Consider the following 23236-nt stretch of genomic DNA (forward strand, 5'->3'; position numbering starts at 1 on the left):
GCGCATCACGACTCATCAGCCCGCGATCTGGCCGACCCTCTGTTGGCGCATAGAGACCATCTCGTTGCGCTCGACAACCGCAGGTACCACCGACGACAGCGCATACGCAACGTACTCTGCCTTCACATGAAAATTGAGTCCGGGCACGATCCAGTAACGTTGCTCGAGACGTCGAAAATTACCGCTGGGGTAAAGCAGGTTTCCGCGGCCTTCGATGCGAAAGGCGTCAAATTCGACATCCGAGACGCGCGTCACTTCGCGCGCGGCAATCACCAGATTCAGCTCGACCTTTCGATCTCCGAATCGAGAGTTAGGCACGGTCCATGCGGCGCTCCATCGCTTTCCAATCTGAAGCTCCGCAGGGACCCTTTGCGCAGGTGCATGCCTTCCGACATTCGGAGTAGCAATCTCGTTGCCCATCGAGTCGAACACCCAGCGTCCGTTGTTGCCTTCCACAATATCCGCGCTCTCGTCGACGTGCGTAATGCGAATGCGATAGCGAGAGCTTTCGACGCCGGTCAGTATGTCGCTCACACGATAGGTGACTTCGTCGCCGACGGAAAAGAGGCGCGCCAACGGATAGTGTCCCGCCGAAAATGGATTTGCAGACATCGGTGTGAGCCGAGGCGCGCGCCCCCCGGGCACAATGACGACCGCCGGGTTATCCGCAATTCCCAAAGCGCTCGAGACTCCTACGGCCGCCGACGCTTCGGACGCAATCGAGGTTGTCGATGCCGTCGCTGACCCCGGCGGGGATACGGGCGAGGCTGCGACCGGAGGCGAATTTGAACCCGCGGCCGGAGCGGCCACCGCAATGGTCGCCGGCACTGTTGTGACTGGGGCCGCCGCTGCGACTGCAGGTTGCGAGGAGACCGTCGTCGACGCGCTTGCCGCTGTGGTCGCGCCCGCGGGTGGGTTCAATGGGGCCGTGGTTGCAGTCGCCGCCGCTTGGGCGGGTGAGGGCTGCCCATTCGGCGCAGCACTTGCGGCGCTCGCTGGGCCCACATCGGCGGCAGCGACCGACGTCGACTGCCTGCTTGCCAGCAACCGCGTCAGCCGGAACTGAGCGATCTCCGCGAACCGTCCATCGGGAAACTTGCGCAAATACTCGACCCAGTCGTCGGCGTTCTGCGAGGACTTGATGCGCTCCCAGGCGGCCAGATCCTCCTTGACGTAGTTCTCGAGTTCGGCGTCGGTCAGTTGCTTGCGTCCGCTGTCAAAAATGAAGACTTCGCTCTCCAGCGAAGTCGATTCCCAGGGAATCTGTTTGCCTTGCGATTCGAGCCGAACGTTCAGGCGTACGCGCTTGAGTGCGTTCTCCAGATTCGCGTCGCGGCGCGACCACTCGCGAATGAGATTTTCAGTGTAGAGGCCATTTTTCCGATCGCCATCGAAAGCCACGCTGCCCGGCGACGTGGAATACGCGAGGAGGCTTCCGACGGGGGCATCCACCTGACTCAAACCGGCTTGCGCGGGTTTATAGCTGCCTCCAAATGGATCGTTACGGCAGGCGTCGAGAATCACGACATGAGTTTTATCCTTCGCGTCGGCGAACGCATTGAGCAACAGGCCGAGATCGACGCAGCGGGCCTTCAGTTCATCGCCCGTACTGACTCGCGCGTCGACAGGCAGCAGGTAGTTTCGCCAGTCGAGTTGCACGCCGTGACCCGCGTAAAAGAAGACAGCGAGTTTCGTGCCGCCGTATTTGATCGCCTTGCCGAAACGCTCAACGGCTTCGATCAACGCGCGCTGTGTCACTTCCAGTTGCATGTCCACGTTGAAGCCAGCCGAGGCAAGCAGGCCGCTCACGGCGCGGGCGTCGTTCACTGAATTGCGTAATTGCATGCCGGGGTAAGCGCTGTTGCCGACAACGAGGCTTACCTTGGACGCGTTCTCGCTTGCCCATGTCGGCGCTGGCGCGGCAGCAAATGCCGCGGCGAGCGCGGGCAGGTTCTTCACGAACGCACGGCGCGTAATCATGGTCGATGGTCCTGACATGCCGGATTCTTCGTCATCTTACGTCGCCGTTTTGCGAATGGCGATACAGTGGCGGCGGCTGCTGCCGATCGCTGTGCAGTTGACGATAAGTAAGCTGGCCGCCGTTACTTGCCGCTTCGGCGGCAAGCCAGGCTTCAGCCCATCAGATCGGCACCGGTCGTAAGGACAATCTTTCCAAAGTGTGTGCCGGAATCGATCAGTTCGTGAGCGCCGCGAGCATCGGCAAGCGCAAAGGTCTTATAGACAACCGGCTTGATCTCGCCGCTCTCGATATGCGGCCAGACCTGCCGCTCCAGTTCATTGATGATAGTTGCCTTATCCGCGGAGGTGCGCGATCGCAATGTCGAGCCCATATGGGTCAGACGCTTCGTCAACATCGGCAAGACGTTGAGATCCTTCGCCGGCCCCTTGATCACGCCCACCTGGAGGATCCGTCCGTCCATGGCTGCGGCGTCGTAGTTTCTAGCTACATAGTCGCCGGCAATGATGTCGAGGATCACGTCGACGCCTCTTCCATCGGTAAACCGCTTCGTTTCGGCGACGAAATCTTGCTCACGGTAATTTATCGCGAGGTCTGCCCCCAGCGCCAGGCTGGCCTCGCGGTGCGCCTCCGAGCCAACTGTCGTGATGATTTTCGCCGCGCCGAATGCCTTCGCCAGCATGGTCGCCGTTGTTCCGATACCGGACGCGCCGCCATGGATCAACACCGATTCGCCGGCAACCAGCTTGCCGCGCTGGAACAGATTCAGCCATACCGTCATCAACGTTTCGGGCATGGCCCCGGCTTCCACCAAGGTCAGGCCTTTGGGGATATGCATCGTGTTGCAAGCATGCGCGACAGCATATTCTGCATAGCCGCCACCGGGAATCAATGCACACACCAGTTCGCCGATCTTGAATTGGGACACGTCGGCGCCGATGGCAACCACCTGACCCGCCACTTCCAGCCCAGGAATATCCGAAGCGCCGGGGGGCGGATCATACAGCCCTTTGCGCTGGAAAACGTCTGGGCCGTTTACGGCAGCCGCGTGGAGGCGGATCAGAACCTGATCGGCGGCCGGCATCGGCACCGGGCGCGTAGTCGGCACCAGAACTTCAGGACCGCCGGGCTGTTTGATCTCAATGGCCGTCATGGACGACGGCACACGATAAGTTGAAGCAGACATGGATACCACTCCTTCTATGGGTGAGGCTCGATTGATCCGGGAGGATCATTGAACGAGGAACGCTTGGGTTCAGTATAGGCATCGACATTGATGAATCCGTGCAGCATTATTCACGTGGTGAGATGCAAATTTGCATCAGGAGGGCGGCGCGATGAACTGGGATGACGCGCGAGTGTTTCTCGCGGTGGAGCGTGAAAAAACGCTCCGTGGAGCAGCCAGGACGCTCAATCTCGATCAGGCGACGGTCGGCAGACGGATTGCGGCGCTAGAGCACGTCCTGCGTGCAACGCTCTTCCTGCGCACCTCAGAGGGTTACGCGTTGACCGCCGCAGGCGAGGCCGCGCTGAGATCGGCGGAGAAAATGGAACACTCCGCACACGAACTCGTCAGACGAATTCACGGCACGGATACACGGCTTGCGGGGGACGTGAGAGTCACCAGCACCGACTCGATCGCGCTCGAATTCCTGTTCCCCGCGATCGAACGCCTGCATGCCGCGCATCCCGAAGTGCGCGTGCTGCTGGACACGTCGACGCGCATGCTGAGTCTGGCAAAACGTGAAGCGGATATCGCGGTCCGCTCGGTCAGGCCGGATAATCCCGATCTTGTCGCACGGCGCCTGGCTCGCTGGCCCATGGCGCTCTTCGCATCGAATGCCTATCTCGAGCAGCACGGCAAACCTGCCGCTGGTTCTGCATTCGTGGGCCACGATCTTGTCGTCTATCAGGGAAGCTGGACCGGGAATCGGTCACCGACGCTTGCCGGCGAACCGATACACGCTGGACGCATCGTATCGACCTTCAATTCCAGCCTCATGTTGCGTACCGCGGTAAAGGCCGGCCTCGGCATCGGTGAGCTTCCAATCCATCTGGCTGAACATGACGGTCTCGTGCAGATCTGGCCAGAACCCGCACGTGGGGCGGTCTATGAAATCTGGCTCGTCACACATCAAGATCTTCGGCATACCGCGCGCATTACAGCAATGATCGACGGCATCGTCTCCGCGTTCGAAGATCACACAACCCACGCCAAATAGTCGCACGCGACCTGGCTGCGGCTATGTGTCGCATTACGTGCCCCAGCGCAGATTTGTGCAGAGTGTCAGCCGTTCAATCCGACATCGCGACCGTCGCTACATGGCCGGTTGCACGCATCCGCTGTCCATGCAGAGAGGTCGTGACGACAGGTGGCATTACACGTTTTCGCCGGGTACATGAGACGCGCTTCAATCTTGTGCCTGAAGCACGCCCGTGATGTCACGTCAGCCTTCGGAAATTGTAATTCGGCGGCGCTACCATGCATGTTCGATTGCCTGGTTGCCCTGCAATTTCTGCATCTGGCCCCGCCTGACATGTCATCGGCAGCGGCGGTCCAAACGTTAGAAGGGTGACAGTGTCGAGCGCGGCCGACGAACGTCCGACATTCCTCTTACATTCAACCCCATGTATTTTTCCGCGTGAATACGATCCACATGCCATTTTCTATCGTTTCCATTACAAGGATCGGAGTGCTCGCCGCGTCGCTGTGCGGCATGCTGGCCATAACGAATTGCGCGAATGCCGCTGATAGCGTGATCGTGCTCGATTCCGGTGAAGCGCAACTGACGCTGATCGACGAGGCCACGCACAAAGTCGTCGGCACCGAGCCGACCGGCAAGGAACCCCACCATCTGATGATCACGCCGGACGGCCGCTCTCTGATCGTTGCTGATTCGGTGTCGAACAATCTGATGTTCGTCGACCCGCACAGCGGCAAGTTGCAGCGCACTGTGGAGGGTATCGAAGACCCGTACCAACTAGGCTTCTCTCCGGATCACAAATGGTTCGTCACGGCTGCGCTGCGCATGGACCGCGTCGACATCTACCGCTATGACGGCACCAATATGGCGCTGGCCAGGCATATCGAATTGTCGAAGACGCCTAGCCACATGACGTTCTCCTCCGACAACCGCACCGTTTTCGTCACGCTGCAGGATTCCGGGGAACTCGCGGCGATCGACCTGCCGACCCAGACCGTGCTTTGGAAAATGCACGTGGGCAATGAACCCGCGGGTCTTTGGATGGTTCCTGGCGAACACTACCTGCTGGTCGGCATGACCGGCGAAGACGACGTGACCGTGGTGGATTGGCACAAGCAGCAGATCGTCAAGAAGATCCATACGGGCCGTGGTGCCCACAACTTCCGCAACCTCGACGACGGCAAGCATGTCGTGGTCTCCAATCGCGTCGACAGCACCATCAGCGTCATCGACTACACCACGCTCACCAATGCCGGTGATATCACCGGCTTGATGCCCGGGCCCGACGATATGGAACTAACCCCTGACAAGCGCTATCTATGGGTTGGATTCCGCTTCTCGAGGCATGTGGGTGTCATCGATCTGACTACCCGCAAGCTGATCGACACGATTGCGGTGGGCCGCTCGCCGCACGGCATCTTTTTCGACAACCGTGCGCCGGTCGTGTCGCCTAATCCGGACTAGGCCCCGGCAAGTCCTTTTAACTTGCCGCGCACTCGCCCCTTCAGAACTGGTAAAACACGAGGCTTTTGATGTTTCACGAAATCGTCGCCCAACTCGACAATGTGGTGTCCGTGCTGCAGACGCAGCTATATGTCGACGTTGTGCAGCCGCTCTTCTTTCGCTTCGGCTTGATGGGTTACGACGAAGACACCTATGACGCACTCTACTGGGTGATCATCGGCGTGCTGGAAATCGTCGTGATGTATGTCGCGTTACGGCCGCTTGAAGCGCTGCGTCCCATCGAGCAGTGGCAGGATCGCAAGGCACTGCGCGCGGACGTGATCTACACATGGATCGTCAAGCTCGGCATCATCAACATGGCGTTCTTTTTCATGTTGCAACCGCTGTTCTTTCACTGGCAGAGCCTGATATCGATCTACGGCATACCGAACATCGATGTCGACAGCCTCTGGCCAGGCGTGACGGATCAGCCAGTCGTGTCGTTCCTGATCTACCTGATCGTGCTCGATTTTGCCGGCTACTGGTATCACCGCTGGCAGCATCGTTTCGGCGTGTGGTGGGAACTGCATGCGGTGCATCACAGCCAGCAGCAGATGTCGCTGTGGGCCGATGACCGCAACCACTTTCTCGACGACATCATCCAGGCAGCGTTCTTCGCGGCGATCTCGCTGTTTATCGGCGTGCAGCCGAACCAGTTCGTGGTGCTGGTGGCGGTCAGCAACTTCATGCAGAGCATCCAGCACGTCAATGCACGCCTGCCGTATGGCTGGCTGCTCGAGCGCATTGTCGTCAGCCCGATCTTTCACCGTCGCCACCACGCGGTGGGCTACGGCCATGAAGGCACGGCTTACGGCTGCAATTTCGGCGTGCTGTTTCCATGGTGGGACATGATGTTCCGCACCGCCTCATGGAACCCCGCCGTCGAGGAGACCGGCATCCGCGACCAGCTACCTGCGCCGCATGGCTCAGGCCGTTCGTATGGCGACGGATTGATCGCGCAGCAGTGGCTCGCGTTTGGCCGGATTGTGAAGCGTCTGCGCGGGCAAAGGGATTACGCGGGTGATGCCGTGCAGTGAGTGAGTTGAGGCTGCGCTTCTTCGCCCATTGCAGCAGCCCCAGCGAACCATGGCCTTAATGCGCAGGCAACTGGAACACGCCCACCACATCGCTCATGCGCGTGGCCTGTTCCTCAAGCGAGACGGCCGCGGCCGCGGCCTGCTCGACAAGCGCTGCGTTGCGCTGCGTGACTTCATCCATCTGCGAGACGGCCTTGTTGACCTGCTCAATCCCGTCACTCTGTTCTTCGGAGGCGGCTGCAATTCCGGCCATGATGTCGGTCACCCGGTGCACGGCGTCGTTGATCTCCGTCATGGTCTTTCCCGCTCGACCGACCAGTTCGGTCCCAGTACCCACCCGGTCCACCGATTCGCTGATCAGCGTCTTGATTTCCTTGGCCGCCGAGGCGCTGCGCTGGGCCAGCGTACGCACTTCCGCCGCCACCACCGCAAAGCCGCGGCCTTGTTCGCCGGCTCGCGCCGCTTCAACGGCAGCGTTCAATGCGAGGATATTGGTCTGGAAGGCGATGCCCTCGATCACGCCAATGATGTCGGCAATCTGCTTCGAGCTCGCGTTGATTTCGTCCATCGTCGTAACGACCGCTGAGACGACGTCGCTGCCTTCGTGTGCAACGTCCACTGCGACCCGCGCGAGATCGCTCGCCTGACGCGCATTGTCGGCGTTCTGGCGTACGGTCGAGGTAAGCTCCGCCATGCTCGAGGCGGTTTCTTCGAGCGAAGCGGCCTGTTCTTCGGTTCGCTGCGACAAATCGGTGTTGCCTGCCGAGATCTGCGCGGTCGCAGTGGAAATGGATTGCGCGCCGTCGCGCACCGATACCATCGCGTCCCGAAGACGGGACTGCATCATGCGGAGGTCTTCCATCATCTGGCCCATTTCGTCGCGTGACCGTACCTCGATAGGCCGGCTGAGGTCGCCATCGGCAATCGCGCGGAAGTGGTGCATGGCATCACCCAGCGGGCCGGCAATCGACTTGCGCAGTGCGTGCCACGCCAGGGCGGCCATCGAAAGCCCGATCAGAAGACCGGCTGCGGCAATGGCAAGAATCATGTTGAAGCGGACCTGCGCCGCTTCATACCGGCTGCGCGCCTGATCCGCCTGCATCTTCTCGAGCGCCGCGGAACGGTCCGTGATTTCGTTGAATGGCGCCGTCATCTTGTTCGAGATCAGATCGCCGAGTTGCGCGGAGTCACGCCGGTCGATTGCGGCGAACACCGCGGCGACCGGTCCGTTCATCGCAATCGCCCGCTTGGCTTCGACCTCTTCGGCGAGCCGCTCCTCTTGCGCTTCAGCGTGCAGCCCACGGTACGTCTGCCAGGCTTTGTCGCCGATCGCGAATTGCTCTCGTGCATGCGCTTCAAGACTCGGCACGTCCGCGCGATCAGGCTGAGCCGCGATCCGGTCAAGTACCAGACGGCCGCGAGCATAGAACAGATCGAACTTGCCGAGGGCACTCGCCGACGCGAGTTCGTTGGAGTACAGCTCTTTCTGATCTGCATTGCTCAAGGCAATGCCAGTCACGCCGAGCACGGCGCCAATCGTCATGAGCAAGCCGAGGAAGCCCATCGCAAGGGCAAGTCGGGTCCGGATCGTGATGTTCGAGAACATAGATGCCTCAAGGCACAACAAGTAGAACGGGAAGAATGTCGCGCCGGGAAGCACGAGCGGTCACCGGGGTTTACGGCAATTGCGCGGAAATATGAAGGGAGAGATTTGAACTCGAGCCGATCGAGGGACCGAAAACACGTGGAGATTGTGTTACGGACCGTTGCAAGACTCGTTACTGGACTTGCAACGGGCAGTCAGATCGCTTACGCCGGCATGACACGCGATGGCCATGCCGGCGCCGTCGAATCAGTGCTTGTTGGCCGTGTCGCTCAGCAACTGCACAAGGTACGGCTTCCACACGTCAGGGTGAGCGAGAGTCTGATGGCCGTACGAGTTCGCAGTCTCCGGTATCTCGACGAAGCCCCCGTTCGGCACAGCCTTCATTTCCCGCTGCATCACGCCGAGGTCTGCGGCGTTGATCAGGTCGTCGGCAAAATTGACGGCAAAGAGCCGCGCGCGAATCTTTGACAACTCAGGCGCGGGGTTGTAGTCCCACGACGATTGGAACCAGTACAGTACGTCGTTAGCGTCACTTTTTTCGGCGCTGCCGACCAGGCTTTCATACATCTGCGTGGCCGCGTCGCGATTGGGCGCATCGCTTTGCATACGTGCCGGGTTGTTGGTGATGATCGTGAAGATCGGCATCACGCGGGTCCACTGGGTCGGCTTCACGGTATAGTCGCCGCCCTGCCAGCCCGGGTCGTTGCGAATGGCGCCGACGATCATCTGCCGCCACAGCCAATTGCGGCCGGCCATTGCGATCGGTTGGCTGGCAATCGGCATCAGCGCATCCGCCATCTCGGGATACCGCTCGCCCCACATCCAGGTCTGCATGCCGCCCATCGACGTGCCGAGCACCAGGCGCAGATGATGGATGTGCAAACCCTCGACGAGCAGACGATGATTAGCCTCGACAACGTCGCCATAACCGTAGTTCGGGAATCTTGCGTGCATGCCGTCGCTCGGCTTGCTCGAACCGCCTCGGCCCAGGCCATCGGGGATCACGATAAAGTACCGGCTCGTGTCGAGCGGCGCGCCTGGCGCGAAGAGTTCCCGGCGCATGGCCGGCGCGAGGAATGCCTGGCCGGTGCCGGTGGTGCCGTGCATCAGCAACACCGCATTGTTGATCTCGCCGTGCGCATCGCGCCGCGGCGTGCCTAAGGTGACGTAGTGGATATGAATATCCGGCAACGTAGCACCATCGGAAAAGTGGAAGTCGTGCTCAGTGAAATCGGCTGCCTGCTCGGGAGCAGGTTCAGTTGTCGCAGCGTGGGCCGGCACGAGGCCGGTCAGTACGCACATTCCCGCGGTGGCCAGAAGGGATCCGAATCGGATCATGGCAGTGTCCTGTCGATTGTGTGGAAAGAAAGAAAATCGTAAGCACGTCAGGCACTGACGACGAAGATAGCTCAACGGCGACGGGGCGCGTGCTCGCGACGGGGCTCAATGGTACGCGGATAGAAAAGATCCCGTTATCGGAACTCGGCATTGAGCGAGCGCAATGGCTCTCACGTTGAATGCTGCACCGACCGCGCTTTAGGTATCAGGCAGCGTCTGCGTCTGTCGTGATTGCATTGAGATGCGGATCGAAGTAACTGGCGGCGCTCATGCCGGGTATGTATTGGTCGGAGATGTAGGCGCGGCAGCGTTGCATGAAGACCTGCGCCAGCCGCGGCCGTTTGGCTGGCGCGTAAGTAGCGAGGCCCAGCAACATGGGGCGGTGCTCGCCCGCGAGGCGCAGGCGGGTAAAACGCTTGCCGTCGAGCGACTGGTTTGACTTGGGCCGGACATTGAAAAGCGCATAGCCGACGCCGTTGGTGACTAATGATCGAACGACGTCTTCCGAGCGTGACCGTGCTGCTATCTGAGGCTCGACGCCCGCCCGGGCGAACAGCGATAGAAAGTAGTCGCGGCTCATCGGCAAGTCCAGTAACACCATGGGTTGCGGCGCAAGTTCTCCAAGGGTGACTGCGCTTTGCTGGGCCAGTGGGTGTAGTTCGCCGACGAGAACGTGGGGAGGAAGTTGGCACAGGACTTCGAATTGCACCTCTTCGCTCAGATCCAGGTCGTACGTGATCGCCACATCGATCTCACCGTTGTGGAGCTTGCTGATCAACTCCTGCTGGTCGCCCTCGATCAGTTTCAGATCGATCTTGTTGAATGCCCGCTTGAAACCGAAGATGACTTCCGGCGCGATCATGGGTGTCAGCGACTGAAAGCAGCCAACCCGCAGCACGCCTTGCATGCCCTCGCTGGAGTCGGACGCGATCTCGTACAGCTTCGACGCGCGATCGAGGAGCTGCTCGCACTCCTGCATCACTTGTGCTCCGACTGGCGTCAGGGTCATGCCTTTGGACGGATGCCGGATAAACAACTGAATGTCGAGCTCGCTCTCCATATGAGCGATCGCAGCAGAGATCGATGGCGCGGAGATATGGATCTGGTTTGAAGCGATGGCGATACTTCCGTACCTGGCAGCGGCCAGAAAGTACTCCATTTGACGCAGGGAAATGCGATTGAGCATGAGCGGACAGGATGGAACGGAGTGGAACGCCACCGGAAATGAATCCAGTACAGCAACGGCGATCTTCGCACAAAAGCGCCAACGTCCGGTGTCCAGTCAAAAATCGCCGGGTACCCCGAAACTTGGGGCGACCCGAGGGTCGCGGGCCCGCGTGATGTAATCGCCCACCTGCGGCGCGTACACCTGCCAGGCAGCGTGGAGTAATTCGACCGGACGTTCCTCAACCCAGTCCATGCGGAGGTCCACGATGGGCCAATCCAGATCGCCGTAGACAAGCAACCCGGCCGAGTGAACCGGTCCTTCCTCGCCCCCAGCGGCCTCGCCCGCGAGCAACGCCTGCATCAGGCGTTCGGCCAGAGGCCCGCTCACGCGCTCAAACGCTGCCAACATCGCTGCAGGCACGTCGCGCGATGCCAGCATGTTGCCGGCGCAAGCGGCGTGCTTCCCGGCGACGCTCGCGAGCGTGCCGAGCGCGTTGGCCCCCGTAAAGAGCGCAGGCGGTCGATCAGCATCGATCGACATTAATTGACGATATTCGATGAAGGGTTGCTGACGCAGCACCTCGAGTGCCTGGGCTGGCGCGTGGCCGGCCGCCATCAGATCGAGTGCTTGCGTCCCCAAAGCGGGGTCGGTGATGTTCTGGCTGGCCGCCGCGCCGACACCTGGGCGCGCGCGGATGCAGCGCGAAGCAACAGCCGGCGACGACGAGGCCACTGCGGCGCCGAACTGGCCGGTTTGTGGGCAACGGGCAATGATCGAGAACGTCATGAAGGTGCCTGAGCGTCGAAAGTCAATCGGGTATGACGGCGGTCGCGTCGACTTCCACGAGCCATTCGGGACGGGCGAGGGCGGACACGACGATGCCGGTCGAAACTGGAAATACGCCTTTCAACCATTGACCGACTACCCGATAGACGTCCTCGCGATAACGCGGGTCGGTGATGTAAATGGTGATCTTGCAAATATCGGCGAGTTCTCCGCCGGCTTCCTTGAGCAGTGTGGCGATATTGGACATGGCCTGCTCGGTCTGTCCGGCGGCGTCACCAATGCAAACGCTTTCCGACGTATCCAGATTCTGTCCGATCTGTCCGCGCAGGAAGACGAACTTGCCACGCGCTACGACCGCCTGACACAAATCGTTGTCGAGCTTCTGTTCCGGGTAAGTGGCTTTGGTATTGAAGGTTCGGATGCGGGTGTGTTTCATGGCGCGAATTTCATGGTTGGGTCAACGGAGCAAACGCACTGGGATCGTCGTGAAAAGGATCCGGCAGTCACATACGACGTGTCAGATGGTCGGTCAGGCCGGCCGCTGTGGCTATTTGGTTTTTCCGGGGGGGTGTCTCGGATTTTCTGAAAGCGAGACGGGCGGCCCCTTCTTTTCAGCGTGGCAACCCGGTGAACCTATCGCGGCAAGGAAGGGCACCAGCGGCGGGTCGCGGCTGCGTGCACGAACAAAAAAGCGCGACGTCAGGAATTGCGAGCCATGCCAGCGGAAAAGGCAACTTGGTGATCGAGGTCAACTCTTTCACTATTCACCTGTACCTGAACTGACCGCCGACGGTGCGACTGGCGGGGTCGATGCGACACAGGATGGACGGACGGCGACGCGCTTCGCGCATGCGTCTTATGTGTCGTGCTTTCGCTTCGCGATTCTTCAATCAACCTATGAGATATCGAGTGATCAAAAAAATACTCACCGCCAGCATTGTGCTCAGTGCGATGATCGCAGGCTCCGCGAACGCCGAGGATGCGCTGGTTGTCAGCACCTGGGGCGGCAACTTTCGCGACATGATCGACCAGACTGTCGGGCAGGAATTCACGAAAGAGACGGGTGTCCCGGTGAAATACGTCACGGGCGGCACCATCGACCGGCTGAACAAGGCCAAGCTCGCCTCGTCGCCGGAAAGCGACGTTACCGTCACGACTTCGCAGGTGGGTTGGCTCTATGCCAACAGTAACCTGTTCGAGAAGCTCGACACGAGCAAGCTGTCGAATTACCCGCATCTGGTCAGTCAGGCCAGGATCAGCCCTTATCACATCGGCACCTGGGCCTACGTCTACACGATCGGTTACCGCACCGACGTGATTCCGCCGACCATGAAGTTCGACAGCTGGAACGACCTGTGGAATCCGGCGCTCAAGGGGAAGATCTCCGCGCCTGATTGGGACCCGAGCCACATCATCACGGTGGCGGCAGTGCTCTCGGGCGGCGATGCGAAGAACTGGCAAAAAGGCGAGGACAAGCTCAAGGCGCTCAAACCGAACTTCAAGGCCTTCTATACCGACGATGCGAACGGCGAGCAACTGATCCAGACCGGAGAAACGCCGGTCGAGATCCTGCTGTCGATGAACGCCTACTACCAGATCGGCCAGGGTGTGCCGCTCAAGGTCGTAATCCCCAAGGAAGGCGCCGTCCTCGGGGTGGACAGCATGGGCATCATGAAAGGCACGAAGAAGGCCGAGCTTGCCTATAAGTTCATGAACATCGCCCTGTCTCCCGCGGTACAGGCCAAGATCGTGGCCTTGCAGAAGGCCAGCCCGGTGGTCGACAACGCCACGGTCTCCCCGGCCGACGCGGCGCTGCCCGGCGTGTTTACGACTCGCGCACAGTGGGATAAGCAGACCATCGTCATCGATTCGAAACTGCGCGCGGAACTCACGCCGACGTGGCGCAAGTGGTTTACTGAAAACATCATGGATTGATGTTGTTGGCGCAGCCTCATCGCGCCGGCTCCCCGATGGACATCACGGCTTTCGGGGAGCCGCGCGAGCTGTGGAAATGAGTGAAGAACCAGAACGACTACACCATGAATATGTATAGCAGGCTGAAAGGATGGATGATTGCGCCCGCAGTGATCGTGGCACTCAGCACCTGTGCAGCCTTGATGACTGTATTGCAGTTCAGCCTGCGCACCTATGTACCGGGCTCGCTCGACGTGGGCGGCCTGACGCTGGAAAATTTCTCCGGGCTGACCCGATCGATTTACTTGAGCGCACTATGGAATACGCTGCGTTTGAGCGTGGAAACGATGGTGTTTTCACTGCTGCTTGCGTATCCGTTGGCCTATGCACTGGTGCGCGTGCGCAACCGCACGCTCAAGTCCATCATCCTTATCATGTCGCTCACGCCGTTGTTTCTCGGCGAAATCGTGCGGACCTATTCCTGGACAGTCGTGCTCGGGAGCAATGGCTTCATCAACACGTTGCTGCGCAAGCTGGGACTCATAGACTGGCCGATCGATCTCATGTTCACTCATTTTGGCGTGGTGCTGGCGCTGGTGCATGTGACTATCCCGGTGACGGTCTTGATGCTCGGTGCAGCCATTTCGCACATCAACCGCGATTTCGAGCAGGCGGCTCAGAGCCTTGGCGCCAATCCGGTGCGGATCTTCGTGACCGTGACGCTGCCGCTGTCGATGCCGGGCATTCTGGCGAGTTCGACGACGGCATTCGCGTGGACCTTCAGCGCATTTGCCACACCCCAGATGATCGGCGGCGGCCGCGTGCCGACCATATCAACCTTGGTCTACCAGCTTGGCTTGTCCTCGCTGAACTTTCCGTTGGCTGCCAGTTTGAGCATCATTGGCCTTGCACTGACCGCGGTTTCCTTGCTGGTATTTGGCAGGCTCACTGGGCGCCTCAAGCGGATCGGAGGACATTGAAATGAAAATCAAAAACAGCTTGCCGTTGCCGTTGCGCATTGCCGGCCCCGTCCTGATTGGCGGCATCCTCGCCTTTCTTTTATTGCCGGTGCTCGTGGTGACACTGGCCGCGTTCAATGACAAGGCGATTCTCTCGTTTCCGCCAGAGCATTGGTCGTGGCACTGGTTCGCCCGCGTGCTGACCTATTCGGATTTTCAGGCGGGCTTTCGTTCCAGCCTGATCGTCACGGCCTGGTCCTCGATCATCGCGCTGGTGATCGGTGCGGCGGTGGCAATCACGGTCAAGCGGCTCGACTTCAAAGGCAAGGATACGTTGCAAGCCATCCTGGCGATGCCGATGATCGTGCCGCAATTCACGATTGGGCTTGGCCTGCTCATTCTGGTCGCGCAGGCCGGAATGGACCGGGGCTATGCCATCCTCGTTCTGTGTCATGTGATTCTGGTGTTGCCCTTCGTGTTGCGCAGCGTCTATGTGTCGATGGAAAACCTCGATGAGCGGCTGGAACACGCTGCGGCAAGCCTTGGCGCGCCACCGATGAAAGTCCTGTTCACGATTGTGGTGCCGCTGCTTGGGCCGGGCCTGTTCGGCGGCTGGCTGTTTGCGGCCATTCTGTCGTTCAATGAGTTCACGGCTTCGCTTTTTATCACGACGGAAAACACGCAGACCTTGCCGGTCACCATGTACAACTACGTGCGCGAGTTTGCCGATCCCACCCTGGCGGCGCTTTCTGTGGTGTACATCGTTGTCACAGCCAGCTTGTTGGCCTTCGCCAATTATTTCCTCGGCCTCGGCAAGATACTGAACATCGAGGAGAGCCGTTGAGGCAACGCGGCGCGAGCGGATCGCGCCGCGTCCTTGCTTGTGGCAACACCTGGTGTCAGTAGCCGCGCCGCAAGTCGACCTGACTGGTCAGGCCTTCTCCGTTCGACACCCGCTTCATATTGTCTGCAATCTGCCGCGCAGCGGAGTTGGGGATCGCGACGGAGGCGAGATGCGGCGTGATCAACACATTCGGCATGGACCAGAGCGGATCGTCGCTGGGCAATGGCTCCCGGTCGAATGCGTCGAGCGTGGCCGAGCCGATGTGACCGCTCTGCAGCAGATCGGTCAAGGCACGCTGGTCGACAATCGCGCCGCGCGCCACATTGATGAAGGCGGCACCGCGCGGCAACCGTGCCAGACGTGCGCGGCCCAGCAGACCTTGTGTATCGGCGGTCAGTGGCAACATGATCACCAGGATATCGGCCTGGCTCAAGACAGTATCCAGTGCCTCCAGTCCGGCGTAACACTGCACGCCTTCAATCTGCCGGGGGCTCCGCGACCAGCCCAGGACCGTCAGACCCTGACGCTGGAGTTCGCTGGCGGCAACGGCACCGAGTTCACCCAGACCCAGCACCGCCACGCGGATGTCCTCAGGATTGCGCGGATGGAGGTAGGCCCATTCGCCGCGCCGCTGTGCCGCTTCGAAGAACGGGATGTCGCGCGCGTGCCGCAGCGTGGCGAAGAGCACATAGCCCGCCATCATGCGAGCCATGTTCGGATCGCTTATGCGGGTGATCGGCACGTGCGCCGGTAAATCGTCGCGCGATGTCAGGGAGTCCACCCCGGCGCCCAGATTGATGATCAGCTTCAGCTGCGTCATTGGCTGGAAATAGCCCTTTGGCGGCTTCCACACCAGCGCAAAGTGGATCTCGTTGGGATCATTCACTTCGTGCGCGCGTAGGACTCGCAACGTGGGAAGGTGTAACTGAAGCGCGCGTTTCCAGGTGTCGAAGTCGTCGAATTCGCTATAGAAGACGAGCGTGCCAAGGGTAGGGGCAGCGAGGGACGTGGTCATAACGCGCAGGCGGTCAGGCTCGGATAACGGCATATCAACGACGGATCAGCCGGGACATCGCCTCGATGGCGAACTCATAGCCGTCACCGCCAAGACCTGCGATCACGCCGTCGGCCGCTTTGGAGATGTAGGAGTGGTGGCGAAAGCTCTCGCGCCGCCAGATGTTGCTCATATGCACTTCGATGATCTTGCCGGGAAAGGACAGCAGCGCATCGAGGATGGGCACGGACGAGTAAGTCAACCCCGCAGCATTGATGATGACGCCTTGGGCGGTACCGCGCGCCTCCTGAATCCAGTCGACCAGTTGACCTTCCCAGTTCGACTGCACGAAATGCAGTGTCAAGCCAAGCGACGCGGCCTTGGCTTCGCAACGGGCTTTGAGTGTGGGAAAACTATCGTTGCCGTACACCTTGTTGGCGTCCAGCCCGTAGAGGTTGGCATTGGGGCCGTTCAGGAACCAAACGGCCTGAGGCGAAGATGAAGACGTCGTGGTATCGGTCATGGCAAGTGTTCAAGGCTCGAAAGGAAGGGTCGCCTGCATGGCCGGCAGCGCTTGCACCTGGGCGTGCCAACGTGCGGACTTCGGGTGCGCGTCGCGCCATTGCAGCTCGGGAAACCGAAAATCCAGATAGCCCAGCGCGCATCCGATGGTGACTTCGCCGATGGTGAGCCGGTGGTTGGAAAGCGCGTCGGCCTCGTTCTCGATCGCGGCGAGACAGGCTTGCACCTTGATCAACTGTGCGGCGCGCCAGTCTTCCCATTGCTTGCCGGAAGGCCGCGCGGTGTATTCATAGCGGGCCAGCAATGCGGCATCGAGCAAGCCGTCGCCTAGTGCCTGGCGGCCGAGCGCGTGCCAGCGCGACGCACCGGGCGGCGGGAAGAGGGCATAGTCGGGCTGAAGACTGTCGAGATACTCGCAAATGACGCGGCTGTCATACAGCGCGTGCCCATCGGCGAGGATCAAGGTCGGCACTTTGGCCAGCGGATTGTGGGCCGCGATACGGTCATCGCGAGTGATGGGATTGGCGGCGCTCGGCAGCAGGGTAATGTGTTCAGCCAGTCCCAGCAGGTGGGCGCTGACCATCACCTTGCGCACATACGGCGAGGTGGGAGCATGGAGCAATTGCATCAGATGGATGTCCTCGAAGGCGATCAGAGTCACGGTACGAGCACCAGTTTGCCGAATACATCACCGCGCTCGAGCAGGCGATGTGCTTGCGCGGCCATGGCCAGCGGGAGGCTTTGATGCACGCGTGGCCGGACCCGGCCGTCGGCCACCAGCGGCAGGACGTGCCGTTCGATGAGGCGGCCCATGCGGGTTTTTTCGTCGTCCGATTGCGGACGCAACGTCGACGAGTGCAGGCTGAGCTGTTTCTGCATCAGCGTCAGCAGCTCGACATTGACTTGCGAGCCCTGCATAAACGACAGACTGAGGTGGCGTCCGCCGAACGCCAACGCATCGAGATTGCGGCGCAGATAGTCGCCGCCGACCATATCGATCACGACATCCACGCCGCGCCCGTTACTGGCCTCACGGCAGGCCGCCACGAAGTCGGTCTCGTGATAGCAGAGCGCCACGGCGGCCCCCATGGCGCGCAAGGTGTCGAGCCGCTCCTTGCGGCCAGCGGTGACAATGACAGTGGCACCTGCGGCGTGCGCCATGCGGATGGCGAGTGTGCCAATGCCGCCTGCCGCGCCGTGAATCAACACGGTTTCGCCCATCTTGAGGGCGCCGAGTTCGAACAGGTTGTGCCAGACGGTGAACAACCCTTCGGGCAGCGCGCCGGCGGCTTCGTCGTCGAGCGTCGCGGGCACGGACAGGCAGTGGTCGGCCTGGGCGAGACACCAGGGCGCGTAACCGCCGCCCGGCAGCAGGGCCATGACCCGTGCGCCAGGCGCCAGTCGATGAACACCCGGGCCGCAAGCGGCGACCTCGCCGCAGGCCTCGAGGCCGAGTACGTCGGTGACGCCCACGGCGGGCCTTGCGCGACCTTCGCGCTGCATGATGTCAGGTCGGTTGACGCCCGCAGCGCGGACGCGCAACAACACCTGGCCGGGTCCCGGCGCAGGTACCGCACGCTCCGCGAGCGTCAGTACCTCGGGGCCGCCGGGCTCGCGAGCCACGACGGCTAGCATGGAAGTTGGAATGGTCATTGAATGGAAGCGGCTGGGGTACTGAAGACGGACCAGAAGCGATACGGCGCTCAGGCCGTCGCTTCCGGGAAGACAGTCATAGTGCGAGGCGGGAGCGCCAGCGCCGTGACAGTGCCAATCGGAAAGCGTTCGATGGAATCAAGGCCCGCCGTGCGCACCATGACCCGTTGCGACCCGTCCACGGTGACATTCACATCGACATACGTGTCGACGTGATCGCCCTGGAACACGTGGTTGACCACCGTGCCGGTCAGAACCGAGTCGACGCCCAGCGGCTCGAACCGGATATGTTCGGGGCGCACATAGATATCCATTCGTCCGCCGCCGTGTACGCCACCCACCAGGCGCTCCCGCTCGACGCTGACCAGAGCGCCACCAAGACGAAGATGGAAATGGGTTGCGTCCTCACCATGGAAATGGGTTGGCAGGATGTTCACGTCGCCGAGGAACGAGGCGACGAACGGGTCCGTCGGACGTCGATAAATTTCATCGGGTGTGGCGACCTGACAGATGCGCCCACGCGACATGACCGCAATGCGGTCCGACATGCTGAGCGCCTCGCCCTGGTCGTGCGTCACGAAAACGGTCGTGACCCCGAGTTCGCGCTGTATCTCCCGGATCTCGACTTGCATTGCGCCGCGTAGCCCTTTATCGAGTGCCGAGAACGGCTCGTCGAGCAACAGCACCTTCGGCTTGATGACCAACGCGCGCGCCAGCGCAACTCGCTGTTGCTGTCCGCCCGAAAGCTCACGCGGCTTTCGGTGCCCCAATCCGTTCAGCTTCACGAGCTGCATGGCGGCGTCGACCCGCTGCGCGATCTCCGCAGCCGGAACCCCCCGCATACGCAGCCCGTAGCCGATGTTGCGGGCGACATCCATGTGCGGGAACAGCGCGTAGTTCTGGAACACGATACCAATCTCGCGCTGGTGGGGCGGCAAGTCAGTCACCAGCTTTCCGTCGATGAATATTTCGCCCTGGTTTGCCTGCGTAAAACCCGCGATCAGATTGAGCAGTGTCGTCTTGCCGCAACCGGAGGGGCCGAGCAGCGTAAGAAATTCGCCTTGTCCGATTCGCAGCGAAAGGTCGTGCAGGATCGTTTGCTCGCGGTATCTGGCAACCACGCCCTCCATGCTGACGGCAACCGGTGTGCTTGACGTCGACGGGCCGGCCTGGCTGCGGTTTGATGAAGCAACAGATTTCATGGATGTCAATTTCGCAAAGAGCGTCGTCTCTGTGTGTAAGGCGGCGCATCGTGCGTGGTCGACACGGCGCTTACCGAATAAAAAATTCCTGAGTCGAAGGATACGAGAACAGAAAGGGGGGCGGCCTTTGCGAATCTTGAGGTACGGCGTCGGAAAAACGGATGTCACTCGCGAACGGGCATCCGCAGCATGGCAAGGAACACCTCTTTGGTTTTTCCGAAGCCTCGCCTTCAAAAATGCTGGTTATCAGAAGCGCGGACCTTGAGCAAACTTCCATCCCTATGAACCGCCTGTCCAACAGGCTCAAGCAGGTTCAAGCGGGTTCGGACGTTTTCCGTCGACGCCAGCGCGTGTCAAGTGTGAGATCGAACCATCTCAGTTCCTTTTTTCAGGATCAAAAATGTCAGTTGAAGAAATCGATACGCTCGTCATTGGCGCCGGGCAGTCCGGGATTGCCATGAGCGAGCACCTTACGGAGATGAAGGTCCCGCACATCGTGCTGGAACGCAAACGCGTGGCGGAACGGTGGCGCTCGGAGCGCTGGGACTCGCTGGTTGCCAATGGTCCGGCGTGGCATGACCGGTTTCCGAACCTCGAATTCGACGACGTCGGAGCGGACGTGTTCCCGCCGAAAGAACGCATGGCGAAGTACTTCGAGGACTATGCGAAGATGATCGCGGCACCCATTCGCACCGGCGTCGAGGTCAGGCACGTGAAGCGCTGCGAGAACCGTCCCGGCTTCACGGTCACGACCTCGGACGGCGTGATCGAGGCGAAGCGCGTGGTTGCCGCAACCGGCCCGTTCCAGATTCCGCAATATCCCAACATCGTTCCGGGCGATACCGGGATCCAGCAACTGCATTCCTCCGCGTATAAAAATCCGCGGCAGCTTGATGACGGCGCCGTGCTGGTCGTGGGCGGCGGCGCGTCCGGATCGCAGATTGCCGAGGAGCTTCGTGCCTGTGGCAAGACCGTCTATCTGTCGATCGGCGAGCACTACCGGCCGCCGCGCTCGTACCGTAACCGCGATTACGTCTGGTGGCTCGGCGTGCTCGGCAAGTGGGACGAAATCAAGATCAAGCCGAAGAAGAAACATGTTGCGTTTGCAGTGAGCGGGTATGACGGCGGCAAGACAATGGACTTCCGCCGACTCGCGCACAAGGGCATCACAGTGCTCGGCCTGACCAAGGGCTATGACAATGGCGTGCTCCAGATCGAAGACGACCTCGTTGCCAACGTCGCCGCAGGCGATGAGGCCTATTTCGATGTGCTGCGTGAGGCCGACGCATACGTCGAACGAAACGGCCTGGACCTGCCGCCGGAACCCGAGGCGTGGCAACTGCTCGACGCTCCCGCCTGCCTGACGCAGCCGATCCTCCAACTGGATCTGGCGAAAGCGGGCATCAAGACGATTCTCTGGGCCACGGGGTTCACGTTCGATTTCAGCTGGCTGGAGGTCGGCGCTTTCGACGAGAACGGCATGCCTTTTCATAAGCGCGGCATCTCGGCGGAAACGGGCATCTATTTTCTGGGGCTTCCCGAGCTGACCAATCGTGCATCGTCTTTCATCTACGGATGCTGGCATGATGCAAAATACATTGCCGATCACATCGCCATTCAGCGCAACTACGTTGCGTATGAGAAGCGTTAAGAGGTGTGTTGCCGCGTGCGCCGAGTAAGCATTCGTCCGTATTCGGCGCACCGGAAGTCGATGTGTCATACCCCACTTTGTCAGGTCACACGATGAACAAGCCGTCGAGCAAGGAAATACTTGCCAAGCTGGTTGGATTTCCGACCGTCAGTCGCGACTCGAATCTCGAGCTTATCGAATTTATCCAGGGCTACCTCGCCGGGCTGGGTGTGGCGAGCGAGCTTTTCTATAACCAGGAGCGAACCAAGGCCAATCTTTTCGCAACCATCGGTCCCGCGACGGATGGCGGAGTCGTGCTGTCGGGACACACCGATGTCGTGCCGGTGGACGGTCAGGACTGGACGGTTGCGCCTTTTGAAGTCACCGAAAAGGACGGCCGGCTTTATGGACGCGGCACGGCCGACATGAAGGGCTACCTTGCTTCGGTGCTCGCCGCCGTGCCGTTGTTTCTTGAACGTCCGCTGTCGGCGCCGGTCCATCTCGCCTTCTCCTACGATGAGGAGATCGGCTGCGTCGGCGTGCGCCCGCTATTGACGGAGCTGCAGAAGAGGGGTTTCCGGCCGCGCGTCTGCGTGATCGGCGAGCCCACCGGGATGCAGCCGGTCCTTGGTCATAAAGGAAAGATGGCTGTGCGGTGTTGCGTGAAGGGTTCGGCTTGTCATTCAGCGTATGCACCGTATGGCGTCAACGCCATTCACTACGCAGCGCGCCTGATAGGAAAGCTCGACGAAATCGGCGAAGCGCTTGCGCAGCCGGAGCATCACGATGCCCGGTTCGACCCGCCATTCTCGACGCTGCAGGCAGGGGTGATCCGCGGCGGCCGGGCGCTGAACATTGTGCCGTCCGAATGCGATTTCGATTTCGAGGTGCGCGGCGTGCCTGGGTTCGACATCGGCAGTGTTGCAACGCGGCTCGAGGCCTACGCGAGTGAGACGCTGCTGCCGAAAATGCGCGCGGTACAGCCAGACACCGGGATTCGCTTCGAGACGCTCAATGCCTATCCGGGACTTGCGACGGACCCGGAAAGCGATGCCGCGCGACTGATTGCGGCGCTAAGCGGCGTCACGGCGGACACTCGTCTGTTTGGCACCGTTGCATTCGGCACGGAAGGCGGCCTGTACGACGCGGCAGGTATTCCCGCAGTCGTTTGCGGACCAGGCAGCATGGATCAAGGCCACAAGCCGGATGAATTCGTAACAGTGGAGCAACTGACCCGTTGTGACGCGATGATGGAGAGGCTGGCGAATCATCTCCGAGACTAGTTCGAAAACGGGAAGCCAGGCATCACGTCTGTTCTGGACCTGATGCTTCGATGATCCTGCCCGATCAGGGCAGAGCGGTATGCGCCGCCATCGCCAATCGCTCGCGACCGGGGTTGGCGCGGGCTAGTCGTCACACTCTTTCATCCGACGCTCAAGCTCGGCAATATCCTTCGAAGCTGCGAGGCGTTCAACACAGCGGGTCGACTGGGTATTTTGCAGCCACTGGTCGAGGCGTTCTAACAGGAGAGCGAAAAGCATACGTACATCCGATTCGGTTGAAGGCTATTTAAGATCTCGCCAGTTAACGGAAAGCTTTGCCGGTGTGCACGCAGAAGCCCTTCTGGCACTACACGATATTTCCTGATCGTAGATAGCTATCCGACGGCGTTTACTTGAGGTCAGTATGTGAGGCCGACGACGCTCATTCAAGCGCGTGGATGCCTCGAAGCATGCCAAATGTACAGCGTTTCAAGCCACCCCCAGCGATTGATTCCACGTTGGGTGCGCTAGCCGCCGTTCGTCTTGCATTGAGGAGTGGCCAACCAGAAGTATCGCCACGCCAGGGCAGTGGCTTACGAATTTATGCAGGCCCCACGTTGTAGTGTCGGCGATGCA

General features: G+C 60.5%; 20 protein-coding genes. 8 read left to right on the top strand and 12 right to left on the bottom strand.

Annotation, left to right across the window (positions count from 1 at the left end; genetic code table 11):
• Positions 1 to 15 precede the first annotated feature (15 nt).
• Together PQR53_RS12425 and PQR53_RS12430 are read right to left on the bottom strand one after the other, a co-directional pair.
• Complete coding sequence (locus PQR53_RS12425) at positions 16 to 1980, bottom strand: caspase family protein (RefSeq protein ID WP_408453724.1); 1965 nt, start codon at positions 1978 to 1980, stop codon at positions 16 to 18.
• Between the two features lie 152 nt (positions 1981 to 2132).
• Positions 2133 to 3164, bottom strand: a complete 1032-nt coding sequence (locus PQR53_RS12430; protein WP_408453727.1) for an NAD(P)H-quinone oxidoreductase — start codon at positions 3162 to 3164, stop codon at positions 2133 to 2135.
• A 151-nt stretch (positions 3165 to 3315) separates the two neighbouring features.
• On the opposite strand from PQR53_RS12430, the gene PQR53_RS12435 reads away from it, so the two are divergent.
• From PQR53_RS12435 to PQR53_RS12445, 3 genes are all read left to right on the top strand, one after another.
• Positions 3316 to 4200 (top strand): LysR family transcriptional regulator, encoded by an 885-nt coding sequence (locus PQR53_RS12435; RefSeq protein WP_408453729.1) that lies wholly within the window; start codon positions 3316 to 3318, stop codon positions 4198 to 4200.
• A gap of 435 nt (positions 4201 to 4635) precedes the next feature.
• Entirely contained in the window at positions 4636 to 5646 is a 1011-nt protein-coding gene (locus PQR53_RS12440) for a YVTN family beta-propeller repeat protein (protein ID WP_408453731.1), read from the top strand.
• Between the two features lie 68 nt (positions 5647 to 5714).
• Entirely contained in the window at positions 5715 to 6722 is a 1008-nt protein-coding gene (locus PQR53_RS12445; protein WP_408453732.1) for a sterol desaturase family protein, read from the top strand.
• A 55-nt stretch (positions 6723 to 6777) separates the two neighbouring features.
• Here the strand turns inward: PQR53_RS12445 and PQR53_RS12450 are convergent, their stop codons facing one another.
• The 5 genes from PQR53_RS12450 to PQR53_RS12470 form a co-directional block, all read right to left on the bottom strand.
• Positions 6778 to 8328 carry a methyl-accepting chemotaxis protein gene (locus tag PQR53_RS12450; protein ID WP_408453734.1) on the bottom strand — a complete coding sequence of 517 codons (1551 nt, stop codon included), beginning with the start codon at positions 8326 to 8328 and terminating at the stop codon, positions 6778 to 6780.
• A gap of 246 nt (positions 8329 to 8574) precedes the next feature.
• Positions 8575 to 9666, bottom strand: a complete 1092-nt coding sequence (locus PQR53_RS12455; protein WP_408453737.1) for an alpha/beta fold hydrolase — start codon at positions 9664 to 9666, stop codon at positions 8575 to 8577.
• Between the two features lie 205 nt (positions 9667 to 9871).
• On the bottom strand, positions 9872 to 10852 hold the full coding sequence (locus PQR53_RS12460) for a LysR family transcriptional regulator (protein WP_408453740.1): 981 nt from the start codon (positions 10850 to 10852) through the stop codon (positions 9872 to 9874).
• 96 nt (positions 10853 to 10948) lie between these two features.
• Positions 10949 to 11620 carry a DUF1028 domain-containing protein gene (locus tag PQR53_RS12465; RefSeq protein ID WP_408453742.1) on the bottom strand — a complete coding sequence of 224 codons (672 nt, stop codon included), beginning with the start codon at positions 11618 to 11620 and terminating at the stop codon, positions 10949 to 10951.
• Between the two features lie 22 nt (positions 11621 to 11642).
• Positions 11643 to 12056, bottom strand: coding sequence for a RidA family protein (locus PQR53_RS12470; protein ID WP_408453745.1), 414 nt, complete (start codon positions 12054 to 12056; stop codon positions 11643 to 11645).
• A gap of 473 nt (positions 12057 to 12529) precedes the next feature.
• On the opposite strand from PQR53_RS12470, the gene PQR53_RS12475 reads away from it, so the two are divergent.
• From PQR53_RS12475 to PQR53_RS12485, 3 genes are all read left to right on the top strand, one after another.
• The gene (locus PQR53_RS12475) at positions 12530 to 13555 is read left to right on the top strand and encodes an ABC transporter substrate-binding protein (RefSeq protein WP_408453747.1); all 1026 of its coding nucleotides are present in this window, start codon (positions 12530 to 12532) and stop codon (positions 13553 to 13555) included.
• An 80-nt stretch (positions 13556 to 13635) separates the two neighbouring features.
• Positions 13636 to 14514, top strand: coding sequence for an ABC transporter permease (locus tag PQR53_RS12480; RefSeq protein ID WP_408453750.1), 879 nt, complete (start codon positions 13636 to 13638; stop codon positions 14512 to 14514).
• Position 14515: 1 nt separating this feature from the next.
• On the top strand, positions 14516 to 15337 hold the full coding sequence (locus tag PQR53_RS12485; RefSeq protein WP_408453753.1) for an ABC transporter permease: 822 nt from the start codon (positions 14516 to 14518) through the stop codon (positions 15335 to 15337).
• A 55-nt stretch (positions 15338 to 15392) separates the two neighbouring features.
• On the opposite strand, the gene PQR53_RS12490 is transcribed toward PQR53_RS12485, so the two are convergent.
• The 5 genes from PQR53_RS12490 to PQR53_RS12510 all read right to left on the bottom strand — a co-directional run bounded on the left by PQR53_RS12490 (position 15393) and on the right by PQR53_RS12510 (position 19876).
• Positions 15393 to 16352, bottom strand: coding sequence for a 2-hydroxyacid dehydrogenase (locus tag PQR53_RS12490; RefSeq protein ID WP_408453755.1), 960 nt, complete (start codon positions 16350 to 16352; stop codon positions 15393 to 15395).
• A 34-nt stretch (positions 16353 to 16386) separates the two neighbouring features.
• Positions 16387 to 16854 carry a type II 3-dehydroquinate dehydratase gene (locus PQR53_RS12495; protein WP_408453758.1) on the bottom strand — a complete coding sequence of 156 codons (468 nt, stop codon included), beginning with the start codon at positions 16852 to 16854 and terminating at the stop codon, positions 16387 to 16389.
• Positions 16855 to 16863: 9 nt separating this feature from the next.
• Positions 16864 to 17481, bottom strand: a complete 618-nt coding sequence (locus tag PQR53_RS12500; RefSeq protein ID WP_408454288.1) for a glutathione S-transferase — start codon at positions 17479 to 17481, stop codon at positions 16864 to 16866.
• A gap of 29 nt (positions 17482 to 17510) precedes the next feature.
• Entirely contained in the window at positions 17511 to 18476 is a 966-nt protein-coding gene (locus PQR53_RS12505) for an NAD(P)H-quinone oxidoreductase (protein WP_408453760.1), read from the bottom strand.
• An 80-nt stretch (positions 18477 to 18556) separates the two neighbouring features.
• Positions 18557 to 19876, bottom strand: coding sequence for an ABC transporter ATP-binding protein (locus PQR53_RS12510; RefSeq protein ID WP_408453762.1), 1320 nt, complete (start codon positions 19874 to 19876; stop codon positions 18557 to 18559).
• A 232-nt stretch (positions 19877 to 20108) separates the two neighbouring features.
• On the opposite strand from PQR53_RS12510, the gene PQR53_RS12515 reads away from it, so the two are divergent.
• Positions 20109 to 21359: a flavin-containing monooxygenase gene (locus tag PQR53_RS12515; protein ID WP_408453764.1), complete on the top strand. Its 1251-nt coding sequence runs from the start codon at positions 20109 to 20111 to the stop codon at positions 21357 to 21359.
• Between the two features lie 92 nt (positions 21360 to 21451).
• Positions 21452 to 22621 carry an acetylornithine deacetylase gene (argE, locus tag PQR53_RS12520; protein ID WP_408454290.1) on the top strand — a complete coding sequence of 390 codons (1170 nt, stop codon included), beginning with the start codon at positions 21452 to 21454 and terminating at the stop codon, positions 22619 to 22621.
• The last annotated feature ends 615 nt before the right edge of the window (positions 22622 to 23236 follow it).

Source organism: Paraburkholderia fungorum, from assembly GCF_046027605.1.
GTDB classification, from domain to species: Bacteria; Pseudomonadota; Gammaproteobacteria; order Burkholderiales; family Burkholderiaceae; genus Paraburkholderia; species Paraburkholderia fungorum_F.

Excerpts from the sequence above, each read along its gene's own strand:
- PQR53_RS12425 (WP_408453724.1), bottom strand. The coding sequence starts at position 1,980 with ATGATTACGCGCCGTGCGTTCGTGAAGAACCTGCCCGCGCTCGCCGCG.
- PQR53_RS12430 (WP_408453727.1), bottom strand. The coding sequence starts at position 3,164 with ATGTCTGCTTCAACTTATCGTGTGCCGTCGTCCATGACGGCCATTGAG.
- PQR53_RS12435 (WP_408453729.1), top strand. The coding sequence starts at position 3,316 with ATGAACTGGGATGACGCGCGAGTGTTTCTCGCGGTGGAGCGTGAAAAA.
- PQR53_RS12440 (WP_408453731.1), top strand. The coding sequence starts at position 4,636 with ATGCCATTTTCTATCGTTTCCATTACAAGGATCGGAGTGCTCGCCGCG.
- PQR53_RS12445 (WP_408453732.1), top strand. The coding sequence starts at position 5,715 with ATGTTTCACGAAATCGTCGCCCAACTCGACAATGTGGTGTCCGTGCTG.
- PQR53_RS12450 (WP_408453734.1), bottom strand. The coding sequence starts at position 8,328 with ATGTTCTCGAACATCACGATCCGGACCCGACTTGCCCTTGCGATGGGC.
- PQR53_RS12455 (WP_408453737.1), bottom strand. The coding sequence starts at position 9,666 with ATGATCCGATTCGGATCCCTTCTGGCCACCGCGGGAATGTGCGTACTG.
- PQR53_RS12460 (WP_408453740.1), bottom strand. The coding sequence starts at position 10,852 with ATGCTCAATCGCATTTCCCTGCGTCAAATGGAGTACTTTCTGGCCGCT.
- PQR53_RS12465 (WP_408453742.1), bottom strand. The coding sequence starts at position 11,620 with ATGACGTTCTCGATCATTGCCCGTTGCCCACAAACCGGCCAGTTCGGC.
- PQR53_RS12470 (WP_408453745.1), bottom strand. The coding sequence starts at position 12,056 with ATGAAACACACCCGCATCCGAACCTTCAATACCAAAGCCACTTACCCG.
- PQR53_RS12485 (WP_408453753.1), top strand. The coding sequence starts at position 14,516 with ATGAAAATCAAAAACAGCTTGCCGTTGCCGTTGCGCATTGCCGGCCCC.
- PQR53_RS12490 (WP_408453755.1), bottom strand. The coding sequence starts at position 16,352 with ATGACCACGTCCCTCGCTGCCCCTACCCTTGGCACGCTCGTCTTCTAT.
- PQR53_RS12495 (WP_408453758.1), bottom strand. The coding sequence starts at position 16,854 with ATGACCGATACCACGACGTCTTCATCTTCGCCTCAGGCCGTTTGGTTC.
- PQR53_RS12500 (WP_408454288.1), bottom strand. The coding sequence starts at position 17,481 with ATGCAATTGCTCCATGCTCCCACCTCGCCGTATGTGCGCAAGGTGATG.
- PQR53_RS12515 (WP_408453764.1), top strand. The coding sequence starts at position 20,109 with ATGTCAGTTGAAGAAATCGATACGCTCGTCATTGGCGCCGGGCAGTCC.
- argE (WP_408454290.1), top strand. The coding sequence starts at position 21,452 with ATGAACAAGCCGTCGAGCAAGGAAATACTTGCCAAGCTGGTTGGATTT.